This window comes from Mesorhizobium sp. M0870 (genome assembly GCF_040319775.1).
GTDB lineage: Bacteria > Pseudomonadota > Alphaproteobacteria > Rhizobiales > Rhizobiaceae > Mesorhizobium.
In genome coordinates, this window is sequence record NZ_JAMYOI010000002.1 from 1 (window position 1) to 21,864 (window position 21,864).

The window sequence follows — 21,864 nt, forward strand, 5'->3', positions numbered from 1 at the left end:
TGCATGGATGTCGGCAGCTCGGCGCGGGTCGGGATGTCGGTATTGTACATAGGAGAATTCCTTTTTTGGGATCTTTACTTGGAGGGTCAGGAGACGACCCAGCCGGTGAGCTGATAGCCGATCAGCACAAACCCGGCGGTCATCATGATGGTGTTGGCGGTGTATGCGTGGCGCCAGAAACTGTCGGTCCGGCGCCAGTAGCCCATGACAATAAGGATGGCAGCGAGCGCCAAAAGCTGGCCAATCTCAACGCCGACGTTGAAGGCAAGAAGATTTGGCACTAGCCCGTCGGGCGAGATGTTGTATTCGATGATCTTCGTCGACAGGCCGAAGCCGTGGAAAAAGCCGAAGATCAGCGTCGCGATCTTGGTGTTCGGCTGGAAGCCGAGCCACCTCTGGAAGGCACCCATATTGTCGAGCGCCTTGTAGACGACCGACAGGCCGATGATCGCGTCGATGATGTAGCTGTTGATGCCAACGTTGAAATAGACGCCGAGCAGCATGGTCGTGGAATGGCCGAGCGCGAAAAGGCTCACATAGATGCCGATGTGCTTCATCCGGTAAAGGAAGAAGATCACGCCGAACAGGAACAGGATGTGGTCGTATCCCGTCACCATGTGCTTGGCGCCGAGATAGATGAAGGGCAGCAGATTGATGCCCGTGATTTCCTGGATATAGCCCTTGTCGCCTTCGGCCACGGCATGGGCGAGGGCAGCTCCCCCAAACAATGGGAGGGTCAGGAGAGCGAGCAACACAGGTAGGGCGGGTCGCCAGCGCGCGCAAGGCGAGCATGGCAGGCCCTGATAGCAGGATCCTTGCATGAGAATTCCAATCTTCGTCGTTGAGGGTGGCCGCGCAAGTGGCCGCGATCATGCGGTGAGGATCGGTCTCGGAGGGCGATCGAGCCGGGAACTTGCTTCCAGATCGGACAAGGACGGCGGATAAATCACCCAGGTCCGCCCGGCCGCAGGGACGGCCGGCGAAAAGTCCGGAAGCGTGCTCGCCGTTTCGTGCGAGTGGTCGGCGGGATTGTGGCCGTGAGAATGGCCGGATCCCTGCTCCTCGGTTGCACCGTCATCATGGACATGCCCGTGGGCTTCGATTTGTCCCGCCAGTTCGGCGTGACGGTCGGCCTCGGCGGCAGCGAGCGCGATGGGATCGTGCGAGACCGAACCGCCCATAGGCGACAGCAGCATGCCGAGCGCCATCGCGAAAGCGACGATGAGACGAAAGGCTGCGCTATGGATCCAATTCGGCATGCTTAACGATTATTCTCTAAAATCCTAACGAATGGTTGCGTGCACCAGAATCGAGGCCACTTTGAGGCTTGGAATATCCTCTCTGGGGGGATAGCATCAAGGCATGAAGGAGCGTCCCCACGTCCATGAAACCCATCCTGCCATCATCAAGCGGCTGAAGCGCGCCGACGGCCATCTGCGCGGGATCGTCGAGATGATCGAGGCCGGCCGACCGTGCCTCGACATCGCCCAGCAACTTCATGCCGTGGAGAAGGCCATCGCCCAGGCCAAGAAGACGCTGATCCAAGACCACCTCAACCACTGCCTTGAGGACGTCGTCGGACCGCTGGCGCTCGAGCAGCGCCGCTCGATCGACGAGTTCAAAGATATCACCAAGTACCTGTGAGAAGCGCCATGATGGACAAAGTTCGCGATTGGTTCGGATTCGGCCCGATGACGCATGGCATGGGCGGCCACGGACATGATCACGGTGATGGCGGCCATGGCCACACCCATGGCGTCATCGATCCGACGATCGCCACGACGACGCGCGGCATCTGGGCGATCAAATGGTCATTCGTCGTTCTGGCCATCACGGCAGTGCTCCAGCTTGTGATCGTGTTCCTCTCCGGCAGCGTAGCGCTGCTGGCCGACACCATCCACAATGTCGGCGACGCGGTCACCCCCATTCCGCTGTGGATCGCCTTCGTGCTGGCCCGCCGCAAACCGAGCAAGACATTCACCTACGGCCTGGGTCGCGTCGAGGATCTGGCGGGGATCGTCATCGTTCTCATCATCCTCTTCAGCGCCATCGTCGCCGGCTATGAGGCGATCGACCGGTTGATCAATCCGCAGCCGATCGCATTTCTTGGCTGGGTCGCCATCGCCGGCCTGATCGGCTTCATCGGCAATGAAGCGGTCGCCGTATTTCGTATCCGCGTCGGCCGCGAGATCAACAGCGCGGCGCTGATCGCCGACGGTTATCATGCACGCACCGATGGCTTTACCAGCCTGGCGGTTGTCCTGGGCGCCATTGGCGTATGGCTGGGCTTTCCGCTTGCGGACCCGATCGTCGGATTGTTGATCACGCTGGCGATCTTCGCCATCGTCTGGCAGTCGTCGAAAGCCGTGTTGACCCGCATGCTCGACGGCGTCGAGCCCGGCATCATCGATGAAATCCATCATGCCGCCGAGCATGTGTCCGGCATCGAGCGCGTCCAGAGCGTGCAGGCGCGGTGGATCGGCCATCGTCTGCATGCCGACGTCGCCATCAGCGTTCCGGACATGGCGACGGCCAAGGACGTGCTGGGCGTCACCGAAGCCCTCAAGGAGGAATTGTTCGCGCATTTGCCGGCGCTGGCGGAAGCCAATGTCCGCCTGATGAGCCCGGCCGCGCCGGCCGCCGCTGGAAGGGAACCCTCTCATGCTCACCATCATGCGCCGGAGCCCTTCAAGGTCGCCTGCGATCTGGCTGAAGGGACGTTGGAAATCGTCGACACGGCGGCCGGCGAGCGGATGCGGCTGACCATAGAACGGCACGCCGATGATTTGACAGCGACTGTGATCATCGACCGGCCCAACGGGCCAGAGACGCTTCGCCTCGAGCCTGTCGCTGACAACCATCATCGGCTTGAGAGCACCGTCGCCCCTGCTGAGCCGCATGAGTTCCAGGCGAGGTTGATCCTGGCCGCAAAGGGTCGCGAGCAGGTGCTGCCGTTCAAGATGGTCGAGCCGGAAGGCCACCACCACTGAGACAGGGAGCTGTTCGCGCTACATTCCTGGCTCGACGAACCCCAATCCGCTGCAAGAAGGCAAAATATGCTTCAGGTCCTGGCCAATCGCACCTACCGTCATCTCTTCCTGGCCCAGGTCATCGCCCTGATCGGCACCGGCCTTGCCACCGTGGCGCTTGGTCTACTGGCCTATGATCTTGCCGGCGCCGATGCCGGCGCGGTGCTTGGCACGGCGCTCGCCATCAAGATGATCGCCTATGTCGGCGTGGCGCCTGTCGCTGCCGCGTTCGCCGAGCGCCTGCCACGCCGTACCATGCTGGTTTCGCTCGACCTCATCCGGGCCGCGGTCGCCGTGTTCCTGCCCTTCGTCACCGAAGTCTGGCAGATATATCTTCTCATCTTCATCCTGCAGTCGGCGTCAGCAGGCTTCACCCCGACCTTCCAGGCTTCGATCCCTGATGTGCTGCCCGAGGAGAAGGACTACACACGGGCCCTGTCGCTCTCGCGACTGGCCTACGACCTGGAAAGCGTCGTCAGCCCCATCCTCGCGGCGGCGCTGCTTTCAGTCATAAGCTTCCATAGCCTGTTCGCCGGCACGGTTGTCGGGTTCCTGGCGTCCGCGGCGCTGGTCGTCTCCGTGGTGCTGCCCAGCCCGCAACCCTCGGAGCCGCGCGGCATCTATGAACGCACGACGCGCGGAATCCGCATCTATCTGGCAACGCCGCGATTGCGCGGCCTGCTGGCGCTCAATCTGGCCGTCGCGGCGGCCAGCGCCATGGTGATCGTCAACACAGTCGTCCTGGTGCAGGCGCAATTTGGCCTCTCCCAAACCGATACGGCGCTGGCGCTCGCAGCCTTCGGCGGTGGATCGATGATTGCAGCCCTTGCCCTGCCGAGGCTGCTGGAGAACGTCCCGGACCGGGTTGCGATGCTTTCGGGCGCCGCGATCCTGGTCGCGGGCGTGCTGGCCGGGCCGCTCGCCAGCAGCTACTATCTTCTGCTGCCGCTCTGGTTCGTGCTCGGCCTCGGCTATTCGCTGGCGCAGACGCCTTCCGGCAGATTGATCCGGCGTTCCGCCAATGCCGTCGACCGGCCCGCTCTGTTTGCAGCCCAATTCGCACTTTCGCATGCCTGCTGGCTGATCACCTATCCGATTGCCGGCCGCGTCGGCGCGGCGATGGGATTGCCCTTCACGTTCATTCTGCTCGGCGTCATTGGCGCGGCAGCCCTGTCTGCCGCGGTCTGGCTGTGGCCCAAACACGATCCGGACGTGCTCGTGCACACGCATGTCGACCTACCGGAGGACGACCGGCACGTCGGGGACGCAGTATGGTCGGAAGCAGGTTATGAGCATTCGCATGGTTACGTCGTCGATGATCGGCACCCGCAATGGCCAAAAGCAAGCTGAGCGCCCGGAATGCCTGGCGATCTCGCCGTCTATGGCGGTCTTTTTCTGACCGCGTTCGTGGCGGCGACCATCCTGCCGATGCAATCGGAAGCAGCTCTTGCGGGACTGCTTCTGACGGAAAGCTATGCTCCGGCTCTGCTCATCGTCTCCGCAAGCGCAGGCAATGTGCTCGGCTCGATCGTCAATTGGTGGCTTGGCCGGGGCGTCGATCACTTTCGCGACCGCAAATGGTTCCCGGTGAAGCCCTCCGCACTGACGCGCGCGACGCGATGGTACCAGCGCTATGGACGATGGTCGCTGCTGTTGAGCTGGCTGCCTCTCGTCGGCGATCCGCTGACGATCGTGGCAGGGGCGCTGCGGGAGCCACTCTGGAGCTTCCTTGCGATCGTCACGATCGCGAAGGTTGGCCGCTACCTCGCACTCGCGGCGGTGACACTGAATTGGATGTAGCGGCTTGTGGCAACAGATCCGTGACCATCGCTTCCGACCTTGTTTTTGAGCCGACGCAGATCGAATAAGTATAGACATATCGCATATCCGAGTTAGGATGATTCAAAATCAATCAAAAAATGGGGAACTGACATGATCACTCTCGACCGCCGCAATTTCCTTGTTTCCACCGCCGGACTTGCCTTCGCCGCCGCGATGCCACGCAGCGCCTTTTCCGAAACCAACGACACGCTGAAGATTGCCATCGCCGCGGAGACGGGCGATCTCGATTTGCTGCAGAACGTTTCAACGCTGAGCACCTACACCATCGTCTTCGATGCGCTGATCCACTACGGCCAGAACGGCGCGCTTGAGCCGGGACTTGCCACCAAATGGACTGTCGCGGACGATCAGCTCTCGATCGCCTTCGATCTGCGTGAAGGCGTGACCTTCAGCGACGGCACGGCCTTCGACTCGGCCGCGGCCGAATGGAACCTCAAGCGCTGGATGGGGGTGAGCGACTTTTCCTGGATCGGCATCTCCGACGCTTTCGATAGCATCGTCACCGATGGACCGAACAAGTTGACGGTCAAGCTGAAGCGGCCAGTGCCGGCGGCACTGCTTGAACTCACCATCGTGCGGCCAGTCCGTTTCCTGTCGCCCAAGGCGGTCGACAAGGATGGCAAGCAGACGGCGCCGATCGGCACCGGTCCGTGGATCGTCGAAAAATACGATTCAAGCGGCACCAGCCTCGTTCGCAACGACAAATACTGGGGCGAGAAGCCGCTATTCAGCCGGATGGAATTGAAGGTGGTTCCCGATGAGCTCGCTCGCGCCAATGGCCTGCGCTCAGGCGACCTCGATGTCATCGGTGGCGACTGGGTGGCAACGCTGTCGCCGCGCCGCGCTCGCGCGCTCGAAAGCGACGGCATGAAGGTCGTGGCCGAGCCGGGCACCGCGACGATGCTGCTCGGCTATTCGCCGAAGTCGAAGGTCATCGCCGACAAGGCCGTCCGCGACGCCGTCTATGCATCGGTCGACCGGGCGGCGATCGCCAAGGTGCTGTTCGAGGGCTTTGCCGACCCGGCCGCCGATCTGTTCCCGGCAAACGTGCCTTCGTCGGGCAAGCGGCATGACGTGCCGGTGCGCGACGTGGCGGTGGCCAAGAAGATCCTCGCCGACGGCGGCTGGGTCGACAGCGGCGGCGCCTGGACCAAGGCTGGTTCTCCTCTGGCCATCGACTTTCTGGTTTCCGAAGAATCCCTGCCGGGATCGCGGCGCATCGCCGAAATGATCCAGGGCCAGTTGTCCGAGGTCGGTTTCCAGGTCCAGGTGTCCTCGGTGGACAATGCCACCATGCATGAACGGCGTCCGGCCTTCGACTACGACCTGGCTTTCTTCACCACCTATGGAGCGCCCTACGATCCGCACGGCACGCTGGGCAACGCCTTCGTCTCGACCGCCGACAGCGGTCCCGACGGCAAGATCTATGTCTCCGACGCGCTCGACGGCGTCGTCAAGGCTGCGCTCGAGGCGAGCGGCGCCGAGCGCGACCTGAAGATGCAGGCCCTCTACGACTGGCTCCACGACAACACCGCCATCTGTCCGCTCGTCGTCAGCCAGCGACTGTGGGCCCACAATCCGCGCGCGGAGAATTTCTCGCTCCCGGCGACCGACTATGATCTGCCGTTCAAGGCGATCACGCTGAAGGCCTGAAGACTTCGAGCCCAAGCGAGGCCTGACGATGAAACGCACGATCCTGCGACGGATGCTGCTTGCCTGCCTATTGATCCTGGCGGCATCCGCGCTGACATTCGCCCTGGTTGCGGCCGCTCCGGGCAATGTTGCGGCGCTGATTGCCGAGCGTGCGGCGGGCCCCGGCGCGGACGCCGAAATGATCACCAGGATCGGCAACGAGCTTGGCCTTCACGACCCGCTGCCGATCCGCTATGGACGCTGGCTGGCCAGCGCGCTGGCCGGCGATTTCGGCATTTCACTGCGAACGGGAAAGCCGATTTCTCAGGAGTTTGCCGCCCGCATTCCGATGACGACGGCTCTGCTTGCCGGCGGCGGCGTTCTCGCCTTCATCCTGTCGATTATGCTTGGCATCGCTGGCGCCGTCAGCAATGGCGGCGTGATGGACAGGTTCCTGCACGCATTTTCCTTGATCGGCGCGTCGACCCCGAACTTCTTCGTGGCGGCGCTGCTGGTCATCGTGTTTTCGGTGATGCTTGGCTGGGTGCCCACCTTCGGCACCAGCGGCTTCACCTCATGGCTTCTGCCATGGGTGACGATCGCGCTGTTCCCGGCCTGCGTTCTCAGCCGCGTCGCTCGGGTCAACCTCCAGGAAGCGATGTCGCGGCCGTTTGCGACGACGGGCTTCGCCAAGGGCTACACGAGAACCCAGGTGCTGCTGCGCGAGGCGCTGCCCAATATCGCCATTCCGTTCCTGACGACGTTCGGAGCCCAGTTCACGCTGATGATCATCGGATCGATCGTCGTCGAGACGGTGTTTGCATTGCGTGGCGTCGGTGCCTTCTTCATCGAGGCCATACGCTTCCGCGACTACATCGGCATGCAGTCGGTGCTGCTGCTGTTTGTCGTCTTCTTCGTCATGGTCAATTTCATTGTCGACATGATTTGCATCGTTGTGGATCCGCGAATGCGCCGGGCGCGGGGAGCATGAGGCGATGAACATTTCCGCAATCAGGGATATCAAGGACTGGCCGTGGCTGGTGCTGCTCCCCGTCATCGGCTTTGTGCTCGTCGGCATCTTTGCCCCGGTGATCATGCCTTACGATCCAAGCGCGCAGGATTATTCGGCGACATTGGAGGGCATGAGCTGGAGCCACTGGCTCGGCACCGACTATCTCGGCCGTGATGTCCTCAGCCGCATCGTCGGCGGCGCCCGCATTTCCTTGGTGGCGATGGTGATCGTGCTCGTCGCCGCACTGGCGATCGGCGTGACGATCGGCTCCTTTGCCGGCTACGTCGGGGGACGTGTCGAGCTTGTCCTGATCAGCCTCATCGATATTGCGCTGGCGCTTCCGAGCCTGGTGATCGCGCTGGCGCTGATCGGCATTCTGGGCACCGGCTATTGGTCGATGATCACGGCGCTCACCTTGGCGTGGTGGGCGAACTATGCCCGCATGAGCCGCGCAGTCGTCACGGCCGAGTTGCAGCAGCCTTATATCGAGGCGGCCAGGGTCATGGGCGCTGGCCATCTGTGGATTTTTGTCCGCCATATCCTGCCGCATGTACTTGCCCTGGTCGTCGTCTATGCAAGCGCCGATGCCGGCGCTCTTGTACTGGCCATCGCTACGCTCAGCTTTCTTGGACTTGGCGTCGCGCCGCCAACGCCGGAGTGGGGTCAGATGCTCGTCGACGGCATGAGCTACATCGAGGAGGTTCCACGGCTCGTGGTCCTGCCCGGCCTAGCGCTGACGCTGGTCGTGGTCAGCTTCAATCTTCTGGGCGAAGCTTTCGCATTGCAAAAGGTGCCGCGGCCGGTTCGCGGCGCGACGTTGCGTAAACGCCGAAGGGCGCGCGCTCGCGAAGAAGCCGAGCGCAACGCCGTCGAAACCGGGACGACTTCAGCATGAGTGACAATCAGCCGCTCTATGCGATCGAGAATTTGGTCATCGATCTCTACGCCACCACCGTCTCGGTGCGGGCTGTGGATGGGGTGTCGTTCAACGTCCGTCCTGGAGAAACGGTCGCGGTCGTCGGCGAAAGCGGTTCGGGAAAGACCGTCATGACGCTCGGGCCGCTCGGTCTGCTGCCCGAGGGCGTGACGGTGGATATGAAGGGGTCGGCGCAAGCGGACGGAAGCGAATTGCTCAGCATCGGCTCCCGGCAATTATCGGATCTGCGCGGACGCTATTTCGGCGTGATCTTCCAGGACCCGATGAGCGCGCTCAACCCGATGCTGAAAATCGGCCCGCAACTGGCGCGCCAGGCGCGCCGCTTCGCCGGCCTGTCGCGTGACGCTGCGCGCAGGCAAGCGGTTTCGCTTCTGGCACGCTCTGGCATTCCGGACCCTGAGGATCGCTACAACCGCTATCCGCACGAAATGTCGGGCGGCATGCTGCAACGCGCGATGATCGCGCTGGCGCTTGCGGCCCGGCCGCGCGTGCTGATTGCCGACGAGCCGACTACGGCGCTGGACGCCACCGTCCAGGCGCAAATTCTGGAGCTCATTCGCCAGATCCAGCGCGAGGACGGCATCGCGGTCGTTCTGATCACGCACGATATCGGCGTGGTCGCTTCCGTCGCCGACCGCGTCATCGTGCTTTACGCCGGACAGGTGGCGGAGGAGGGGACGGCGATGGATGTGCTGACCCAGCCGGTCCATCCCTATACGCGTGGGCTGCTCGCATCGGTGCCGGATTTTCGTGCTGACGACGATGTGGCTACGCGCGAGATACCGGGCCTGCCGCCAAGCCAGATCAGGCTGGAGCCGGGTTGCCGTTTCGCCGACCGCTGCGAATTGGTCGAAGCCGGTTGCCGAAAACACCGACCGCCGCTTCAGACGATATCCATCTCGGCAAATCCGCATCGCGTGGCCTGCCCGGTCGTGCTTCGGCGGGAAGGGATTGCCGTTCATGTCTGATGTCGCGGCGATCGAAGTCAGGGGATTGAAGGTGCATTTCGCCAATCGCTCGGGCACCGGCGCGGTGAGGGCGGTCGACGGTATAGACCTGTCGGTCGCGCGCGGCGCGTTCCACGGCATTGTCGGCGAGTCCGGCTGCGGCAAGACCACGCTGGCGCGCACCATCGTCGGTTTGCAGAAGGCGAGCGAGGGCACTGTCTTGATTGGAGGAAGGGATCGCGCCGAATGGCTGAAATCGGACAGGAAGTCGTTCAGCCGCGAAGTCCAGTTCGTCTTCCAGGATCCGTTGGGGTCGATGAGCCGTCGGCAGAGCGTCTATCAGACGCTGGAGGAGCCGCTGCAGATCCATCGCCTCGGCTCGTCGGCGGAGCGCCGCCGCCGCATCGCCGAGCTTCTGGATCTGGTTGCGCTGCCCGCGACCGTGCTCGACCGTTTGCCAAGGTCGCTCTCCGGCGGCCAGCGCCAGCGCGTTTCGATTGCGCGCGCACTCGCCCTCAAACCATCCATATTGGTCTGCGACGAACCGCTCAGCGCGCTCGACGTTTCGATCCGAGCGCAGATCGTCAACCTGTTTACGTCGTTGCAGAAGCAGCTTGGTCTGACCATCGTCATTGTCGCGCATGACTTGGCGATCGTGCGCGAAGTCTGCTCGAACGTGACGGTGATGTATCTCGGCAGCATTTCGGAAGCCGGTGTGACCCGGCCGCTGTTTCGCGAGCCGGCCCACCCCTACAGCCAGGCGCTGCTGTCGGCTGTTCCTTCTCCCGATCCTCGCATCGAAGCCGGGCGCCGCCGGATCATTCTAGCCGGCGATCCGCCAAGTCCGAGCGCGCCACCTCCGGGGTGCCGGTTCAACACGCGCTGTCCAGTCGCGATTGATGTCTGCCGGGTCGAGGAACCCCTGTTGCGGATGGTGCCCCACGGCGGCGTTGCCGCCTGTCACCTTGCAGATAGCGCGCGCCGCCCGGTGATCTGAAGGAGGGTCATTGCTGGCTCTCTTGACCAAACTGCCAGAGGGTCCATCTTGATCGTGTGGATTGTTCCGTTCTCCTGACTGAGGCGCGCTGAATGTCGAAGGCATTTTTTGTCCTGGCGTTTGCGGCTGTGTGGCTGACATCGCCGCTGGCGCATGCCGATAATGTCGATCTGGCGTTGGAAGCTTTTCACGCGATTTGTCTTGCCCATGGGCCTGACTTCGAGCGAACCGCCGCTGTAGCCGGGAGACGCGGATGGACACCGCTGTCCGGCGACGCAGCGCTTGCTCCGGTCGATGACGTAGATGCTTTCCAGGGCTGGGAGGCGACTGGCGACGACCTGCCTGCCAGAACCATGATCGCGGTGACAAAAGCCACCTTGAACGGCAAGGCCGTGCAAACCTGCTCAATCAGGCTGTTCGATGTCGACCGTGCGGCTTTCGAGGAGCGTTTCTTCGCCCGGACTGATGCGGAAAAAATCGGCGAGGACAGAAACGGGGCTCACGTCTCCAAACTCTACATATTGATTGCCGGCAATCGCAAGCAGCTTGTCCATTTGACGTCGCCAAGGTCCCGGATCAAGTCGAGCATGATCATTGCAAGCTCGATAGTCGATGATTAATCGGGGTGAACAGGCGGCCGATGGCGACCAAGGGTAGTGATTCCGACGGTGCTACTCGTGGCGCCACACCTTGTAGGCCGAGATGACGAGGATAGCAGCCAACAGAGGCAGCAGCACTTTCTCTGGCACGATGCCCAACAACATGCCGCCGATCCATGTCCCGACAATCGACCCCGCAGCAATCAGGACCACGAACCATTTGTTCCTCGCAATTACGCCAAAGCTTTGGTCCTGCGAATAGCGGGTGAAACCGACCATCATCGTCGGAAGGCTCACCGCAAGCGACATGCTCCCGGCAAGCTTGATGTCGATCCCGAAAAGCAGGACGAGCGTGGGGACAAGCAGTTCCCCACCGGCTACACCAAGCAACGACGCCACGACGCCGATGGCGAAGCCGGCGATGATCCCGGCAATGATCAAGGCCGGCCCGCTGAAAGGCGGCAGGTTTGTTGCGCTCGGATCGTGGCCGAAGACTAGGACGATGGCGATTAGCAGCAGCAGTGCGGAAATCACCTTATAGAGCGTTTCGGATTTGAGCCTTGTTGCCCAACCCGCACCGAACCAGGCACCGGCTAGGCTACCGGCCAGCAGATTGAGAATGACCGGCCAATGAGCTGCGACGGTGGCTAAAGGGACGGTAGCGGCCCGGAAGGGCAGGGCAGACGCAACCACCACCAAACTGGTGGCCTTGTTCAGAATTACCGCTTCAAGAGCGGCAAACCGGAACAGCCCGATGAGGAAGGGAAGGCGGAACTCTGCCCCGCCAAGGCCAATTAGTCCGCCAAGCGAACCGACGACCGCGCCAACCACAAATGCCAGTATTCCGCGCCGTTCGGCCATGTGGACGATATGCAGCAACGGTGTGTGAAATTCCAGTCCGCAATCCTCGATGGCCCGTCACTCGCAAGAGGCGCGGATTTTTTTTCGTTTGCAAGGAACGCGCGGTAGGACCCATCCTCGGCATTGATCCGGACCAGGAAGTTGAGCGATAGGCAAAGGATCATCTGGATGATAGCGCTGGCAATCCTGCCGGCATCGCGTTGATCATGCTCAACCACTGGCTGAAGGGCGACTTTGGGTGGCCGCTCCGGTATAAGTCGCGCTGCATGGATGGCATGCAGAGAGTACGTCCTATTTCGGCCTGCTTGCAATGCCAGGTGTCCTGCCTGATCCGGAAGCGATGAAATGCGAGTGAAAATGCGACTGGCAGGGATGGTATCAGGCGCGGCGCTGTTGCTCGCTTCCGCCGCGGCGGCGAGCGCCCATCCGCATGTCTTCGCCGAGGCGAGGCTGGATTTGATTGTCGGTCCCGACCGGACGGTCAAGTCACTTCGGCATTCCTGGCGTTTCGACGACCTCTTTTCCAGCACTGTGCTGATGGAATTCGACAAGAATTCCGACCTTGTCCTTGATGCAAAGGAACTCGATGAAGTCGCTCTTACCGTCCACGCATCGCTGGCCGAGTATAACTACTTTCAAATGGTGACCTTGAACGGCAAGGACGTGACGATGGCGCCACCGCCGAAATTCAGCGTCAGCTATGAAAACGATCAACTCGTCGTCCAGTTCGAAACGCAGCCGAAGGACCCGTTGGCCCTTGCTGGAAAAGTCAGCATCGGCGTCTATGATCCGACCTTCTACACGGCAATCGACTTTACCGATGACGACAAGATTGCGGTGGCGGGTCTGCCGCAAGGCTGCTCACGTGCGGTCGTGCGTCCCGATCCGGACACGGCCATAGCGCAAAACCAGAAAAGCCTGACAGACGCTTTCTTCAGTGACCCGACGGGGACCGATCTCGGCAAGATTTTCGCGACACGTCTTGAATTGACGTGTGGCTGACACGGAGCCGATCTGATCGCCATGTTCCGAACCCTCGTCGAATTCCAGCGAACGATCTACCTGGCGCTGGCATCTAGCTGATCAGGCTCGCTGCCCCAGGACCATCACCTTTCATGAATCGGAGCGTGGCATACCCCAGGCGCCGATGCCTTTTCCTGCCATCTTCTGGAACAGGTCGTCTGCCTGTGTCGGTGAAAGGTTCAAGTCGGTGGCGACCCACCAGGCGAGCACCGCAAGAAATGCGCCGGCTATGAACTGAATGGCGAATTCGGCAGGCATGCCGCGATCGCCGATCCGTTTCTCGACGAGTTCTTCCCGGACGGCTCGCCGGATACGCTCACGCAGTTCGTCGTGGATCGTATCGCCGCTGCTTGCAAGCAATGCGTGGTGAAGCGGTCGGAATGCATGGGCGTGCTCGAACATGGGCAGGCTGAACTCGAACAGGCGGCTACCTGTTTCTTGACTTGCCGCCTCGCGCCTGCGGCCGATAGACCGCAGATGCGCCTCGATGGTCGTGCTGCGCAGAGCATCCTTGTCGGCATAGTGGGTATAGAAGGTCGACCTGCCGATATTGGCCCTCCGGCAAATGTCGTCGACGGTGATGGCAGCATATCCCTGCTCCGGGATCAGGGCGATGAGCGCGTCCTGCAGCAGGCCGCGCGTCCGCGCGACGCGTCGATCGATCGTGTTCCGCTCGCCCGCACGTTCGATTTTCATGGCCATGGCCCTCTGCAGTGCCCGGTTTCGGACATTCGGCGGTCCGGTGTCTGACAACACCATTTCCAGACATTGTGTCCATTATGATACGCCAAGTCCAGGAGCTCAAATCGGGGTTTGGGCACGCCGCAAGGAAACAGAAGGTCGCCAGACATGCATTCATCTGATCATCACGCCAATAACGGACCGCATTCGCGCAAGAGGGTGATAGCGTTGGTTCTGCTTGCCAAACTGTCGCTGGTTGCCGGCTTCCTCGTCCTCGCCAAATTGGGCATGGGCTATGTTCAGGCTGGCGCTTGGACGGCGGCATTCCACGGACTCGTCCTCGCGGTGATCGCGGGACTGGCGCTGTGGGGCAGCCTGCGTCACAGGGGGCTCGTCGGCAACGGTGTGCAGAGCGCGAGCGACAGGGGCATTGGCATCGTCCTGCACCGGGCGGCCGCCTATGACTTGCTCGCGCGCGTTCTGACCCTCGGGCGCGAGGGCCGCTTTCGCGAGTTCATGCTTCGCCCGGCAAAGCTCCAGCCCGGCGAAGCGATGCTCGATGTCGGCTGTGGAACGGGCACCCTTGCCATTGCCGCGAAGCGGCTGGTCGGTTCGGACGGAAGCGTCACCGGCGTCGATGCGTCGGCCGAAATGATCGAGAGGGCGCGCGCCAAGGCCGAGCTGTCCGGTCTCGATCTGACTTTCGTCAACGGGACGGCGCAGGAGCTTCCCTTCAAAGACGCGCAATTCGACATCGTCGTCGGCACGCTGATGCTGCATCACCTGTCGAAGCCCGTTCGATCGGCCTTCATCCGCGAGGCGGCACGCGTCTTGAAGCCAGCAGGCCGGCTGTTGCTCATCGATTTCGGCAGGCCGGTGCGCAAGTCCAGATTGCCCAGGCTCCACAAGCATGGTCATGTCGATATGCATTCGGTCGCCTCGCTGTTGACCGAGAGCGGATTCCAGGTCAGCGATATCGGCGCCGTCGGTACCAAGAACCTGAACTATATTCGCGCAACGACGAACAAGGACCAACCAGGCCAAGCGTCGCAGTGATCATGCTCAGACGCTAGTTGCATGGCGACCTGTTCTGGCATGTCCCATTTCGGCCTGCTTGCAATGGCAGGTGTCCTGCCTGAACAGGAAACCCGAAGTGAGTCTTCGCCATGTGCCTTGAATTGACCTGCGGATGATGTTCCAAACCCTTGTCGAGTTTCAGCGCACGATCTACCTCGCGCTGGCCGAGCAGATCAAATTGCTGTCGGCGGGCGGCGACTGGCTGGCGTTCATGGCCTTCTTGCCGATGGGAGTGCTGTTTGGTGCGGCGCATGCTCTGACGCCAGGTCATAGCAAAGCCGTGCTGGCGACGTATCTGGCCGGTTCGGATGCCAAGGTTTCGCGCGGCCTTCTCGTGTCGCTGACACTCTCGTTCACGCATGTGACGATAGCCGTGCTGATCGCAGCCCTCTCGTTGCCGCTGGTCTCGATTGCTTTGGGTAGCGTTGGCCGGGCGCCGCTTTTGGAAGATGTCAGTCGCGGCCTGCTCGGCCTGATCGGCGTCTGGATGCTCTGGCGCGCTTTGAGCCATGGCCATCACCACAAGCATGAAGGTGAAGCCGTCGGCGTCATGGCGGGCTTGATCCCGTGTCCACTCACGCTTTTTGTGATGACCTTCGCGATATCCAGAGGCGTTCCGGTCGCCGGCATCCTCTTCGCAATCACCATGATGGTCGGCGTGGCGTTGACGCTGTCTTGCGTAGCCGTGTTGTCGATCCTGTTTCGGGAGCGTCTCGTGCATTTTTTCGACAGCAGGCCACGCCTGTTCGATATCATTTCTCGGACCATCGAAGGCGGGGCAGGCCTTGTGCTCGCCGGTGTAGCCATTTGGCAAATCTCTGCGCGCTGAAAGACGTTCAAGCAGACAGCCGGACGCAAAGCGTGGCCTCGCCGATGGATGGCGGGCTGGACGGCGCAATAGCGCCATACGTCCGAACTCAGCGTGACCGTTTGCCCGAGCCGCGTTGCAAGCTCGCCAGAGGCCGACCTAGCTCTTCTTGACCGCAACTTTGTCGAGGGCTGCGCGCAGACCTTTCGCCAGCTTCTGTGCATCATCGTTCGCCCAGAAATGCATGAAGAAGAGCCGGGGCTGCTCATCGAGCATGTGGCTATGCAGCGCGGTGATCTCGATGCCGTCGTCCTGCATGGCTTTGATAACCGGATCGACCTCCTTTGCCGTCAGCACAAAATCACCCGTGATCGCCGCCTTGCCGCCACCTGTCGATTGGAAATTGATCGCTATGGCCGAGCCCATGGCCGCCGGCACTTCCATTCCATTTTCCTCGACCGGCTCGGCGCGCGGTATAGTGAACTGATAGACCGCGCCATTGGCCTTACCCTTGTAGCCCATGGTTTGGTCGACAGCGGCGGCGTCGAACTCGATCGGTGGGCCGGCTTGCGGTTGGGCGCCGCCTCCCATTGGTGTTTTGCTCAGCGCCAATCCGGCATGAAGTGCTGTTGCGAGCGTGACCGGGTCGCCTTGGCCTAAGACATGCATGTAGAGTGTCATCGGCTCCGCACGCAGCAAGTGGTTGTGCAACCCGGTGATTTCGATGCCGCTTTCTTCAAGCTTCATCATGACCGGGTTCACCTCGTCCTGTGTCAAGACGATGTCACCCATGACCATGGCCTGTTTCCCCATGGGTTCGAACGCGACCCAGCCTCCGAGCGCAAATCCTGGTTTCAGGGCCACGCCATCGAGCGATACCTTCAGGTCGGTTCGTGGCAAGCCCACCCGATAGACACCGCCAGGCATTTCGGCTCCGGATTTGCCAAGCGCCTGTGCGACTGTTTGCCAATCGGGTGCCGCCGATGCCGGTTGGAGCAGCGCCGACATCGCAATCAGCATTGCTCCGGTCACGAGTTTTGCATGCATGGGATTTCTCCTTGTGATCAGCCCCCATTGCCCAATTTGTTATGCGACCGCCGGCTTCGAGGCCGGTGGCCAGCTGTGCGTTTCCGCTCTGCGGCCCGAGGCCCAGGCATAGAGCGCGTCGTAAATGACGAAGCCGTGCTTCAGCACCTCGTGGTCGTCAGGCGTCAGGTCCCGGAGGCCCATGGAAATCGCGAGCAGCCCCGCCGACTGTGGCGTGAGATCATGCCGATCCGTGTCGGCGCCACGCACGATCGCGGCAATTGTCACGATCGCCGGATCGCGCTCAAGGCCGTATTTCGAGACGAAGGTGTCGAAGCTGCAGCCGTCACCGACATGCGTGAATTCGACGCCGGGTACGTCGTAGGGCGTCGCACCTGTCTCCTGGGCAATAGGGATCACTTGATCGGGCGGCACGAACAGGAACTCCGGTTCCTTGTCGATGAAACGTGCAATCAGCCAGGGGCAGGCAATGCGGTCGATGACCGGACGTTCGCGGGTAACCCATTTCATGACGCAATCCTTTCTTCGCTCATTGCTAGAGGAACGGTTGGCGCGCCGATCGCATGCCAGGCGGCGATGCCGCCTGAAAGCGCACTTGCATCGACGCCGCGGCGGCGCAGTTCGGCGACGGCGTCGCCGCTGACCTGGAAGCCGTAGACGCAATAGACGATGACCGGCCTGTCTCTAGGCAGTTCACCAGCCCAATCGGCGATCGTCTCGGGGGCTCGGAGCTTGGCCCCCGGCAGCATATCGCTGCGCTTAGCCAGATCCTCGGCGAGGCAGACGTCGAGCACGACGAGATCGTCTCCTTGATCGAGACGCGCACGCAGTTCCTCTGGCGCGATCGCTGGAACCGTTTCGTCCGATGCGAATCCTGCTGAAGGATCGCGCTGCGTGACGGCTCGGCGGTGGCGGGCAGCGACCCGTTCCCAATGGATGTTCTTCATGAAGGCATCGACATAGGCGCCGGCCTTGGCGCCGAAATCCATGTGATAGGCATGTTCGTACATGTCGAGCGCGAGGATCGGAATGCCGCCGGCAAGGCAGTTGGTGTGATCCGCTGCCCATTGGATCGTCAGCCGATCGCGGCGCTCCGACCAGGTCAGCAGGGTCCATCCCGAGCCGCCGGCTTGAGCCTTCGCACAGGCCATGAACTTGGCGCGCCAGGCCGCCACGCTGCCGAAATCGCGCTCCAGGGCAGCCGCGAGATCGCCTCCGGCATCGCCGGAGCCACCGAGCCCATCGAAATAGATTTCGTGCAGGATCGCCGAGTTGGCCGCGACCAGCTCTTCGCGCTTCAGCCCGTTGATGTCGAAGACGGGTGCTGCGCCCCAGTCGAGCCCGTCGAGCCGTTGTTCGATGGCGTTGAGGCGGCGAACGGCACCGCCGTAATTGTTTTCATAGTGGCTTGCCAACAGCCGCTCGGACAGGCCGACGAGGCGGGGCGGCTTGAACGGCAGCGGCATGATCTGGTGTGGCATCGGGTTCCCCACTCTGCGGCACGGCCCATCCGTGAGGACGCGAACGCTATGCCTGAATGGAAAATGATACAAGTGTTGCATTGATATTTATTCGTGATACGGTTCACCTATGAGTGAGGGGCAATCGGAAGAACAGCGCTGGCTGCTCCTGATCCATCAGCTGCCAAGCAAGCCCGCCTATTTTCGGGTGAAGATCTGGCGACGGTTGCAAGGCATCGGCGCGGTCGCGGTCAAAAGCACCGTCTACGCCCTGCCGGCCAATGCCGAGATGCAGGAGGATTTCGAATGGCTTCTCAAGGAGATCGTCGCTGGCGGCGGCGAAGCTATGTTGTGCGAGGCACGCCTGGTTGACGGTCTGTCGGACGCGCAGGTGAGGGCGCTGTTCGACGAGGCGCGTGACGCCGATTACGCCGAGATCGCCAACGACGCACGCGATCTTGCCGCGGGGATCAGAGCGGACGCGATGTCGGAAAGACATGCGGAGGCGCGTTCGCAACTCGGCCGCTTGCGCAAGGGGCTCGCCGAAGTCGTGACAATTGACTTCTTCGGCGCGAGCGGTCGCCTCGCCGTCGAAGGACTGATCGCCGAGCTCGAGACACAGCTTATAGAGGACAAGGCCATGACCAAGGAACCGAAGAAGGCGGCCGAGCCGAGCGAGCTCAAGGGCCGGATCTGGGTCACACGCCGGGATGTGCATGTCGACCGCATCGCCTGCAGCTGGCTGATCCGTCGCTTCATCGATGCCGATGCGGTCATTCGCTTCGTGGCGGGCAAGGGATATGTGCCGAAAGAGGGGGAATTGCGCTTCGACATGTTCGAGGGCGAAATCACCCATGAGGGAGACCGCTGCAGCTTCGAGGTGCTGCTGGCCCGCGCCGGCATCACCGATACGGCTTTGCAGGCCATCGCCGAGGTCGTCCACGATATCGATCTCAAGGACGGCAAGTTCGGCCGCGAGGAAACCACCGGCATCGCCAGCCTGATCGCTGGTATCGCCATGGCGAACGCGGGAGACGAGCAACGGATCGCCGAGGGCGCTTCGGTGTTCGACAATCTCTATCGATATTTCCGTTCGAAACGTGGGTGATCCTAGCCATGGCCAATGCGGAGAGTATCGTGACAGCGCCAAACCGACCAAACGACACGCCGGGTCATGGCGTTTCGTTCGCTGAGGCCACGCGGGTGTGGGCCCGAGTGGCCGCGCTCAGCTTCGGCGGGCCGGCGGGCCAGATTGCCATGATGCATCGCATCATAGTCGAGGAAAAGCGCTGGATTGGCGAGACCAGGTTCCTGCATGCGCTGAACTATTGCACGCTGCTGCCCGGACCGGAGGCGCAGCAGCTGGCCATCTACATCGGCTGGCTCATGCACAAGACCAGAGGCGGCCTTGTCGCCGGGATTCTGTTCGTGTTGCCAGGCGCGATTGCCATCATGGCGCTCAGCTGGATTTACGCCATCTTCGGCAACGTCGGCGCCGTTCAGGCTCTCTTCTTCGGTTTGAAGGCGGCGGTCCTCGCGATCGTGCTTGAGGCGGTCTTGCGGATCGGCAGGCGGGCGCTCAAGAACAACGCAATGGTCGGGCTCGCGGCGGCAGCCTTCATCGCTCTCTTTTTCTTCGATGCGCCGTTTCCGCTGGTCATCTTGATCGCGGGCGTGATTGGTTACGTGGGGGGAAGAGCTGGGTGGGCTGCATTCCAGTCGGGCAATGGACATGGCAAGGTCGGCGGCAAGCAGGTCGCCGATGCCGATACAGCGCTCGGCGAAGGGGTGCCGGCGCACGCCCGGCCGTCCGTCAGTTGGTCGCTGAAGATCGCGGCAGTTTTTCTGGCGCTGTGGTTCGTGCCGGTCCTGGCACTTCTGGTGTTTCTTGGGCAAGGCAATGTCTTCACCGACATCGCCATCTTCTTCTCCAAGATGGCGATGGTTACCTTCGGTGGTGCCTATGCGGTGCTCGCCTATGTCGCGCAACAGGGCGTGGATCACTATGGCTGGCTGAAGCCTGGAGAAATGCTGGATGGCCTCGGCATGGCCGAGACGACGCCCGGTCCGCTGATCATGGTCACCCAGTTCGTCGGCTTCATGGGAGCCTATCGGGCGCCGGGCGTACTCAACTCCCTTGTCGCCGGAACGCTCGGCGGTCTTCTCACGACGTGGGTGACCTTCGTCCCCTGTTTCCTGTGGATCTTCCTCGGCGCGCCGTTCATGGAAACAATGCGCAGCAACAAGGCCTTGTCAGCAGCATTGTCTGCCATCACGGCGGCGGTGGTCGGCGTGATCTTGAACCTGGCGGTGTGGTTCGCGCTTCACGTGCTGTTTCGCGAGCTGCGTGAGGTCACCTGGCTGGGCATGACGCTGGACGTTCCCGTGTTCAACTCCATCAACCTGCCGTCTCTGGTGCTGACGCTCGGGGCGCTGCTGGCGGTATTCCGTTTCAAGATCGGTATGATCCCAGTGCTCGCCGCATGCTCGATCCTCGGCTTGCTCTACGGGGTGGCCAGCGGATCGATTTAAGCTGAGCGGTCGGTGTAACCATTCTCCCGGCAGGAGGCATCCTTGACAGCCCAAAGGCCGATGAATGCTCCGCACGAACCGGCTGCGAGACGGAGGGTTGCACTCCTGCCTTCCGGTGCCGGGCCGGCAGCTACGCACCTGCTGGCCTCAAGAGGATTGCGGGCGTTCGGCGATGGACTCGTCAGTCTTCTGCTTCCGGCCTATTTGGCCGCGCTCGGCTTCAACGCTTTCGAGATCGGGGTCCTCGCGACGGCGACGCTCGCGGGTTCGGCCGCGCTCACCTTGGCAGTCGGGTTTGTCGCGCACCATTTCTCTCGCCGCTCTCTGCTGATTGCAGCCGCCGTCCTGATGGTCGTCACGGGGATCGCCTTCGCGTTGGTTCACGATTTCTGGCCGCTGCTCCTTATCGCATTCGTCGGAACGCTGAACCCATCCTCGGGCGACGTAAGTGTGTTTCTGCCGTTGGAGCATGCGCAACTTGCCCATAGCGTCACCGATCGCGACCGCACCGCGCTCTTTGCCCGCTATAGCCTTGTCGGTTCACTCATTGGGGCCGTCGGTGCTCTGGCGGCCGGAGCCCCCGATATTCTCCGACATGTTGCCGGGCTGGATATCAAGCAAGCGCTCCAGATCGCCTTCCTGCTTTATGCCTTTCTGGGAGTAGGTGCGCTGCTCCTTTATCGGCAACTGCCGGACGAGCCGCTCGATGCGAATGCGGTACCGGCGGAGCCATTGCGCAAGTCTCGAGCCATCGTCCTCACGCTCGCTGCGCTCTTTAGCCTGGATGCCTTTGCGGGAGGCTTCGTGGTCCAGTCATTGTTGGCTCTTTGGCTTTTCCAACAGTTCGGCCTATCGCTCGCTGCTACAGGTGCGATCTTCTTCTTGACGGGCATCCTGTCAGCCGGGTCGTATCTGCTGGCAGTGCAAATCTCCAAACGGATCGGGCTCGTAAACACCATGGTGTTTACGCACCTGCCTTCCAGTCTTTGCCTTTTGCTCATTCCCTTCATGCCGAGCCTCGGTCCGGTCATCGTCCTACTGCTGATCAGGAGCGCCTTGTCGCAGATGGATGTACCGACCCGCACCTCCTACGTCATGGCGGTGGTGACGCCGGGTGAGCGGGCCGCAGCGGCGAGTGTCACTGCCGTGCCTCGCAGCCTCGCGGCGGCCGCCAGTCCGATGCTTGCCGGCTCGCTGCTCGCAATGTCCGGTTTCGGTTGGCCGCTGGTCATCGCGGGCGTCTTGAAGATTGTCTACGATGTGCTTCTGCTTGCAATGTTCCGCAAGGTTCGCCCGCCGGAGGAACGACGGGACGGGCAGTAGCAGGTGCAAAATGCGGCCGAGCAGATCACCCGCCCCGTCGAGGGCTTGGTTGACGCT

Annotated in this window: 23 protein-coding genes; 16 read left to right on the top strand and 7 right to left on the bottom strand. The window is 61.9% G+C overall.

Annotated elements, in window-relative coordinates; translation table 11 throughout:
* Positions 1-86: 86 nt before the first annotated feature.
* The gene (locus NKH97_RS03040) at positions 87-821 is read right to left on the bottom strand and encodes a HupE/UreJ family protein (protein ID WP_352760103.1); all 735 of its coding nucleotides are present in this window, start codon (positions 819-821) and stop codon (positions 87-89) included.
* Positions 822-869: 48 nt separating this feature from the next.
* Positions 870-1,259: a hypothetical protein gene (locus tag NKH97_RS03045; RefSeq protein WP_352795304.1), complete on the bottom strand. Its 390-nt coding sequence runs from the start codon at positions 1,257-1,259 to the stop codon at positions 870-872.
* 103 nt (positions 1,260-1,362) lie between these two features.
* Here NKH97_RS03045 and NKH97_RS03050 point away from each other — a divergent pair, with 103 nt between their 5' ends.
* From NKH97_RS03050 to NKH97_RS03095, 10 genes are all read left to right on the top strand, one after another.
* Positions 1,363-1,644 carry a metal-sensing transcriptional repressor gene (locus NKH97_RS03050; protein WP_352760098.1) on the top strand — a complete coding sequence of 94 codons (282 nt, stop codon included), beginning with the start codon at positions 1,363-1,365 and terminating at the stop codon, positions 1,642-1,644.
* An 8-nt stretch (positions 1,645-1,652) separates the two neighbouring features.
* A complete protein-coding gene (locus NKH97_RS03055; RefSeq protein WP_352795306.1) occupies positions 1,653-2,990 on the top strand; it encodes a cation diffusion facilitator family transporter in 1,338 nt (445 codons plus the stop codon).
* A 66-nt stretch (positions 2,991-3,056) separates the two neighbouring features.
* Positions 3,057-4,379, top strand: coding sequence for an MFS transporter (locus NKH97_RS03060; RefSeq protein WP_352760093.1), 1,323 nt, complete (start codon positions 3,057-3,059; stop codon positions 4,377-4,379).
* 9 nt (positions 4,380-4,388) lie between these two features.
* Positions 4,389-4,829 carry a YqaA family protein gene (locus NKH97_RS03065; protein WP_352760091.1) on the top strand — a complete coding sequence of 147 codons (441 nt, stop codon included), beginning with the start codon at positions 4,389-4,391 and terminating at the stop codon, positions 4,827-4,829.
* Between the two features lie 132 nt (positions 4,830-4,961).
* Entirely contained in the window at positions 4,962-6,524 is a 1,563-nt protein-coding gene (locus NKH97_RS03070; RefSeq protein WP_352760088.1) for an ABC transporter substrate-binding protein, read from the top strand.
* 28 nt (positions 6,525-6,552) lie between these two features.
* Entirely contained in the window at positions 6,553-7,494 is a 942-nt protein-coding gene (locus NKH97_RS03075) for an ABC transporter permease (protein WP_352760085.1), read from the top strand.
* A gap of 4 nt (positions 7,495-7,498) precedes the next feature.
* Positions 7,499-8,410 (top strand): ABC transporter permease, encoded by a 912-nt coding sequence (locus tag NKH97_RS03080; protein ID WP_352760083.1) that lies wholly within the window; start codon positions 7,499-7,501, stop codon positions 8,408-8,410.
* The gene (locus NKH97_RS03085) at positions 8,407-9,420 is read left to right on the top strand and encodes an ABC transporter ATP-binding protein (protein ID WP_352795310.1); all 1,014 of its coding nucleotides are present in this window, start codon (positions 8,407-8,409) and stop codon (positions 9,418-9,420) included. Before NKH97_RS03080 ends, NKH97_RS03085 begins: the two co-directional genes overlap by 4 nt.
* On the top strand, positions 9,413-10,396 hold the full coding sequence (locus NKH97_RS03090) for an oligopeptide/dipeptide ABC transporter ATP-binding protein (protein ID WP_352795312.1): 984 nt from the start codon (positions 9,413-9,415) through the stop codon (positions 10,394-10,396). The genes NKH97_RS03085 and NKH97_RS03090 overlap by 8 nt, the downstream gene beginning before the upstream one ends.
* A gap of 92 nt (positions 10,397-10,488) precedes the next feature.
* Complete coding sequence (locus NKH97_RS03095; RefSeq protein WP_352552239.1) at positions 10,489-11,016, top strand: hypothetical protein; 528 nt, start codon at positions 10,489-10,491, stop codon at positions 11,014-11,016.
* A 51-nt stretch (positions 11,017-11,067) separates the two neighbouring features.
* Here NKH97_RS03095 and NKH97_RS03100 read toward each other — a convergent pair whose 3' ends face one another.
* Entirely contained in the window at positions 11,068-11,856 is a 789-nt protein-coding gene (locus NKH97_RS03100) for a sulfite exporter TauE/SafE family protein (RefSeq protein ID WP_352795588.1), read from the bottom strand.
* A 357-nt stretch (positions 11,857-12,213) separates the two neighbouring features.
* Between NKH97_RS03100 and NKH97_RS03105 the strand changes: the two genes are divergently transcribed.
* Positions 12,214-12,858: a DUF1007 family protein gene (locus tag NKH97_RS03105; RefSeq protein ID WP_502895352.1), complete on the top strand. Its 645-nt coding sequence runs from the start codon at positions 12,214-12,216 to the stop codon at positions 12,856-12,858.
* Between the two features lie 111 nt (positions 12,859-12,969).
* On the opposite strand, the gene NKH97_RS03110 is transcribed toward NKH97_RS03105, so the two are convergent.
* Positions 12,970-13,581, bottom strand: coding sequence for a TetR/AcrR family transcriptional regulator (locus NKH97_RS03110; RefSeq protein WP_352795314.1), 612 nt, complete (start codon positions 13,579-13,581; stop codon positions 12,970-12,972).
* Between the two features lie 207 nt (positions 13,582-13,788).
* Between NKH97_RS03110 and NKH97_RS03115 the strand changes: the two genes are divergently transcribed.
* Entirely contained in the window at positions 13,789-14,616 is an 828-nt protein-coding gene (locus tag NKH97_RS03115; protein WP_352679076.1) for a class I SAM-dependent methyltransferase, read from the top strand.
* Positions 14,617-14,752: 136 nt separating this feature from the next.
* Positions 14,753-15,466 (top strand): HoxN/HupN/NixA family nickel/cobalt transporter, encoded by a 714-nt coding sequence (locus NKH97_RS03120; RefSeq protein WP_352679135.1) that lies wholly within the window; start codon positions 14,753-14,755, stop codon positions 15,464-15,466.
* A gap of 138 nt (positions 15,467-15,604) precedes the next feature.
* Here the strand turns inward: NKH97_RS03120 and NKH97_RS03125 are convergent, their stop codons facing one another.
* From NKH97_RS03125 to NKH97_RS03135, 3 genes are read right to left on the bottom strand one after another with little or no spacing between them, the layout of a single operon-like run.
* Positions 15,605-16,492 carry a DUF1259 domain-containing protein gene (locus NKH97_RS03125; protein WP_352679079.1) on the bottom strand — a complete coding sequence of 296 codons (888 nt, stop codon included), beginning with the start codon at positions 16,490-16,492 and terminating at the stop codon, positions 15,605-15,607.
* A 39-nt stretch (positions 16,493-16,531) separates the two neighbouring features.
* The gene (locus NKH97_RS03130) at positions 16,532-17,002 is read right to left on the bottom strand and encodes a chromate resistance protein ChrB domain-containing protein (RefSeq protein WP_352679082.1); all 471 of its coding nucleotides are present in this window, start codon (positions 17,000-17,002) and stop codon (positions 16,532-16,534) included.
* Positions 16,999-17,973, bottom strand: a complete 975-nt coding sequence (locus NKH97_RS03135; RefSeq protein WP_352795317.1) for a Fe-Mn family superoxide dismutase — start codon at positions 17,971-17,973, stop codon at positions 16,999-17,001. The genes NKH97_RS03130 and NKH97_RS03135 overlap by 4 nt, the downstream gene beginning before the upstream one ends.
* Positions 17,974-18,082: 109 nt before the next feature.
* Between NKH97_RS03135 and NKH97_RS03140 the strand changes: the two genes are divergently transcribed.
* Genes NKH97_RS03140 through NKH97_RS03150 form a run of 3 tightly spaced genes read left to right on the top strand, consistent with a single transcriptional unit; the run spans position 18,083 to position 21,807 of the window.
* Entirely contained in the window at positions 18,083-19,060 is a 978-nt protein-coding gene (locus NKH97_RS03140; protein ID WP_352795319.1) for a chromate resistance protein ChrB domain-containing protein, read from the top strand.
* A gap of 8 nt (positions 19,061-19,068) precedes the next feature.
* The gene (gene chrA / locus NKH97_RS03145) at positions 19,069-20,484 is read left to right on the top strand and encodes a chromate efflux transporter (RefSeq protein WP_352679092.1); all 1,416 of its coding nucleotides are present in this window, start codon (positions 19,069-19,071) and stop codon (positions 20,482-20,484) included.
* A gap of 42 nt (positions 20,485-20,526) precedes the next feature.
* Entirely contained in the window at positions 20,527-21,807 is a 1,281-nt protein-coding gene (locus tag NKH97_RS03150; protein WP_352679095.1) for an MFS transporter, read from the top strand.
* Positions 21,808-21,864: the final 57 nt, after the last annotated feature.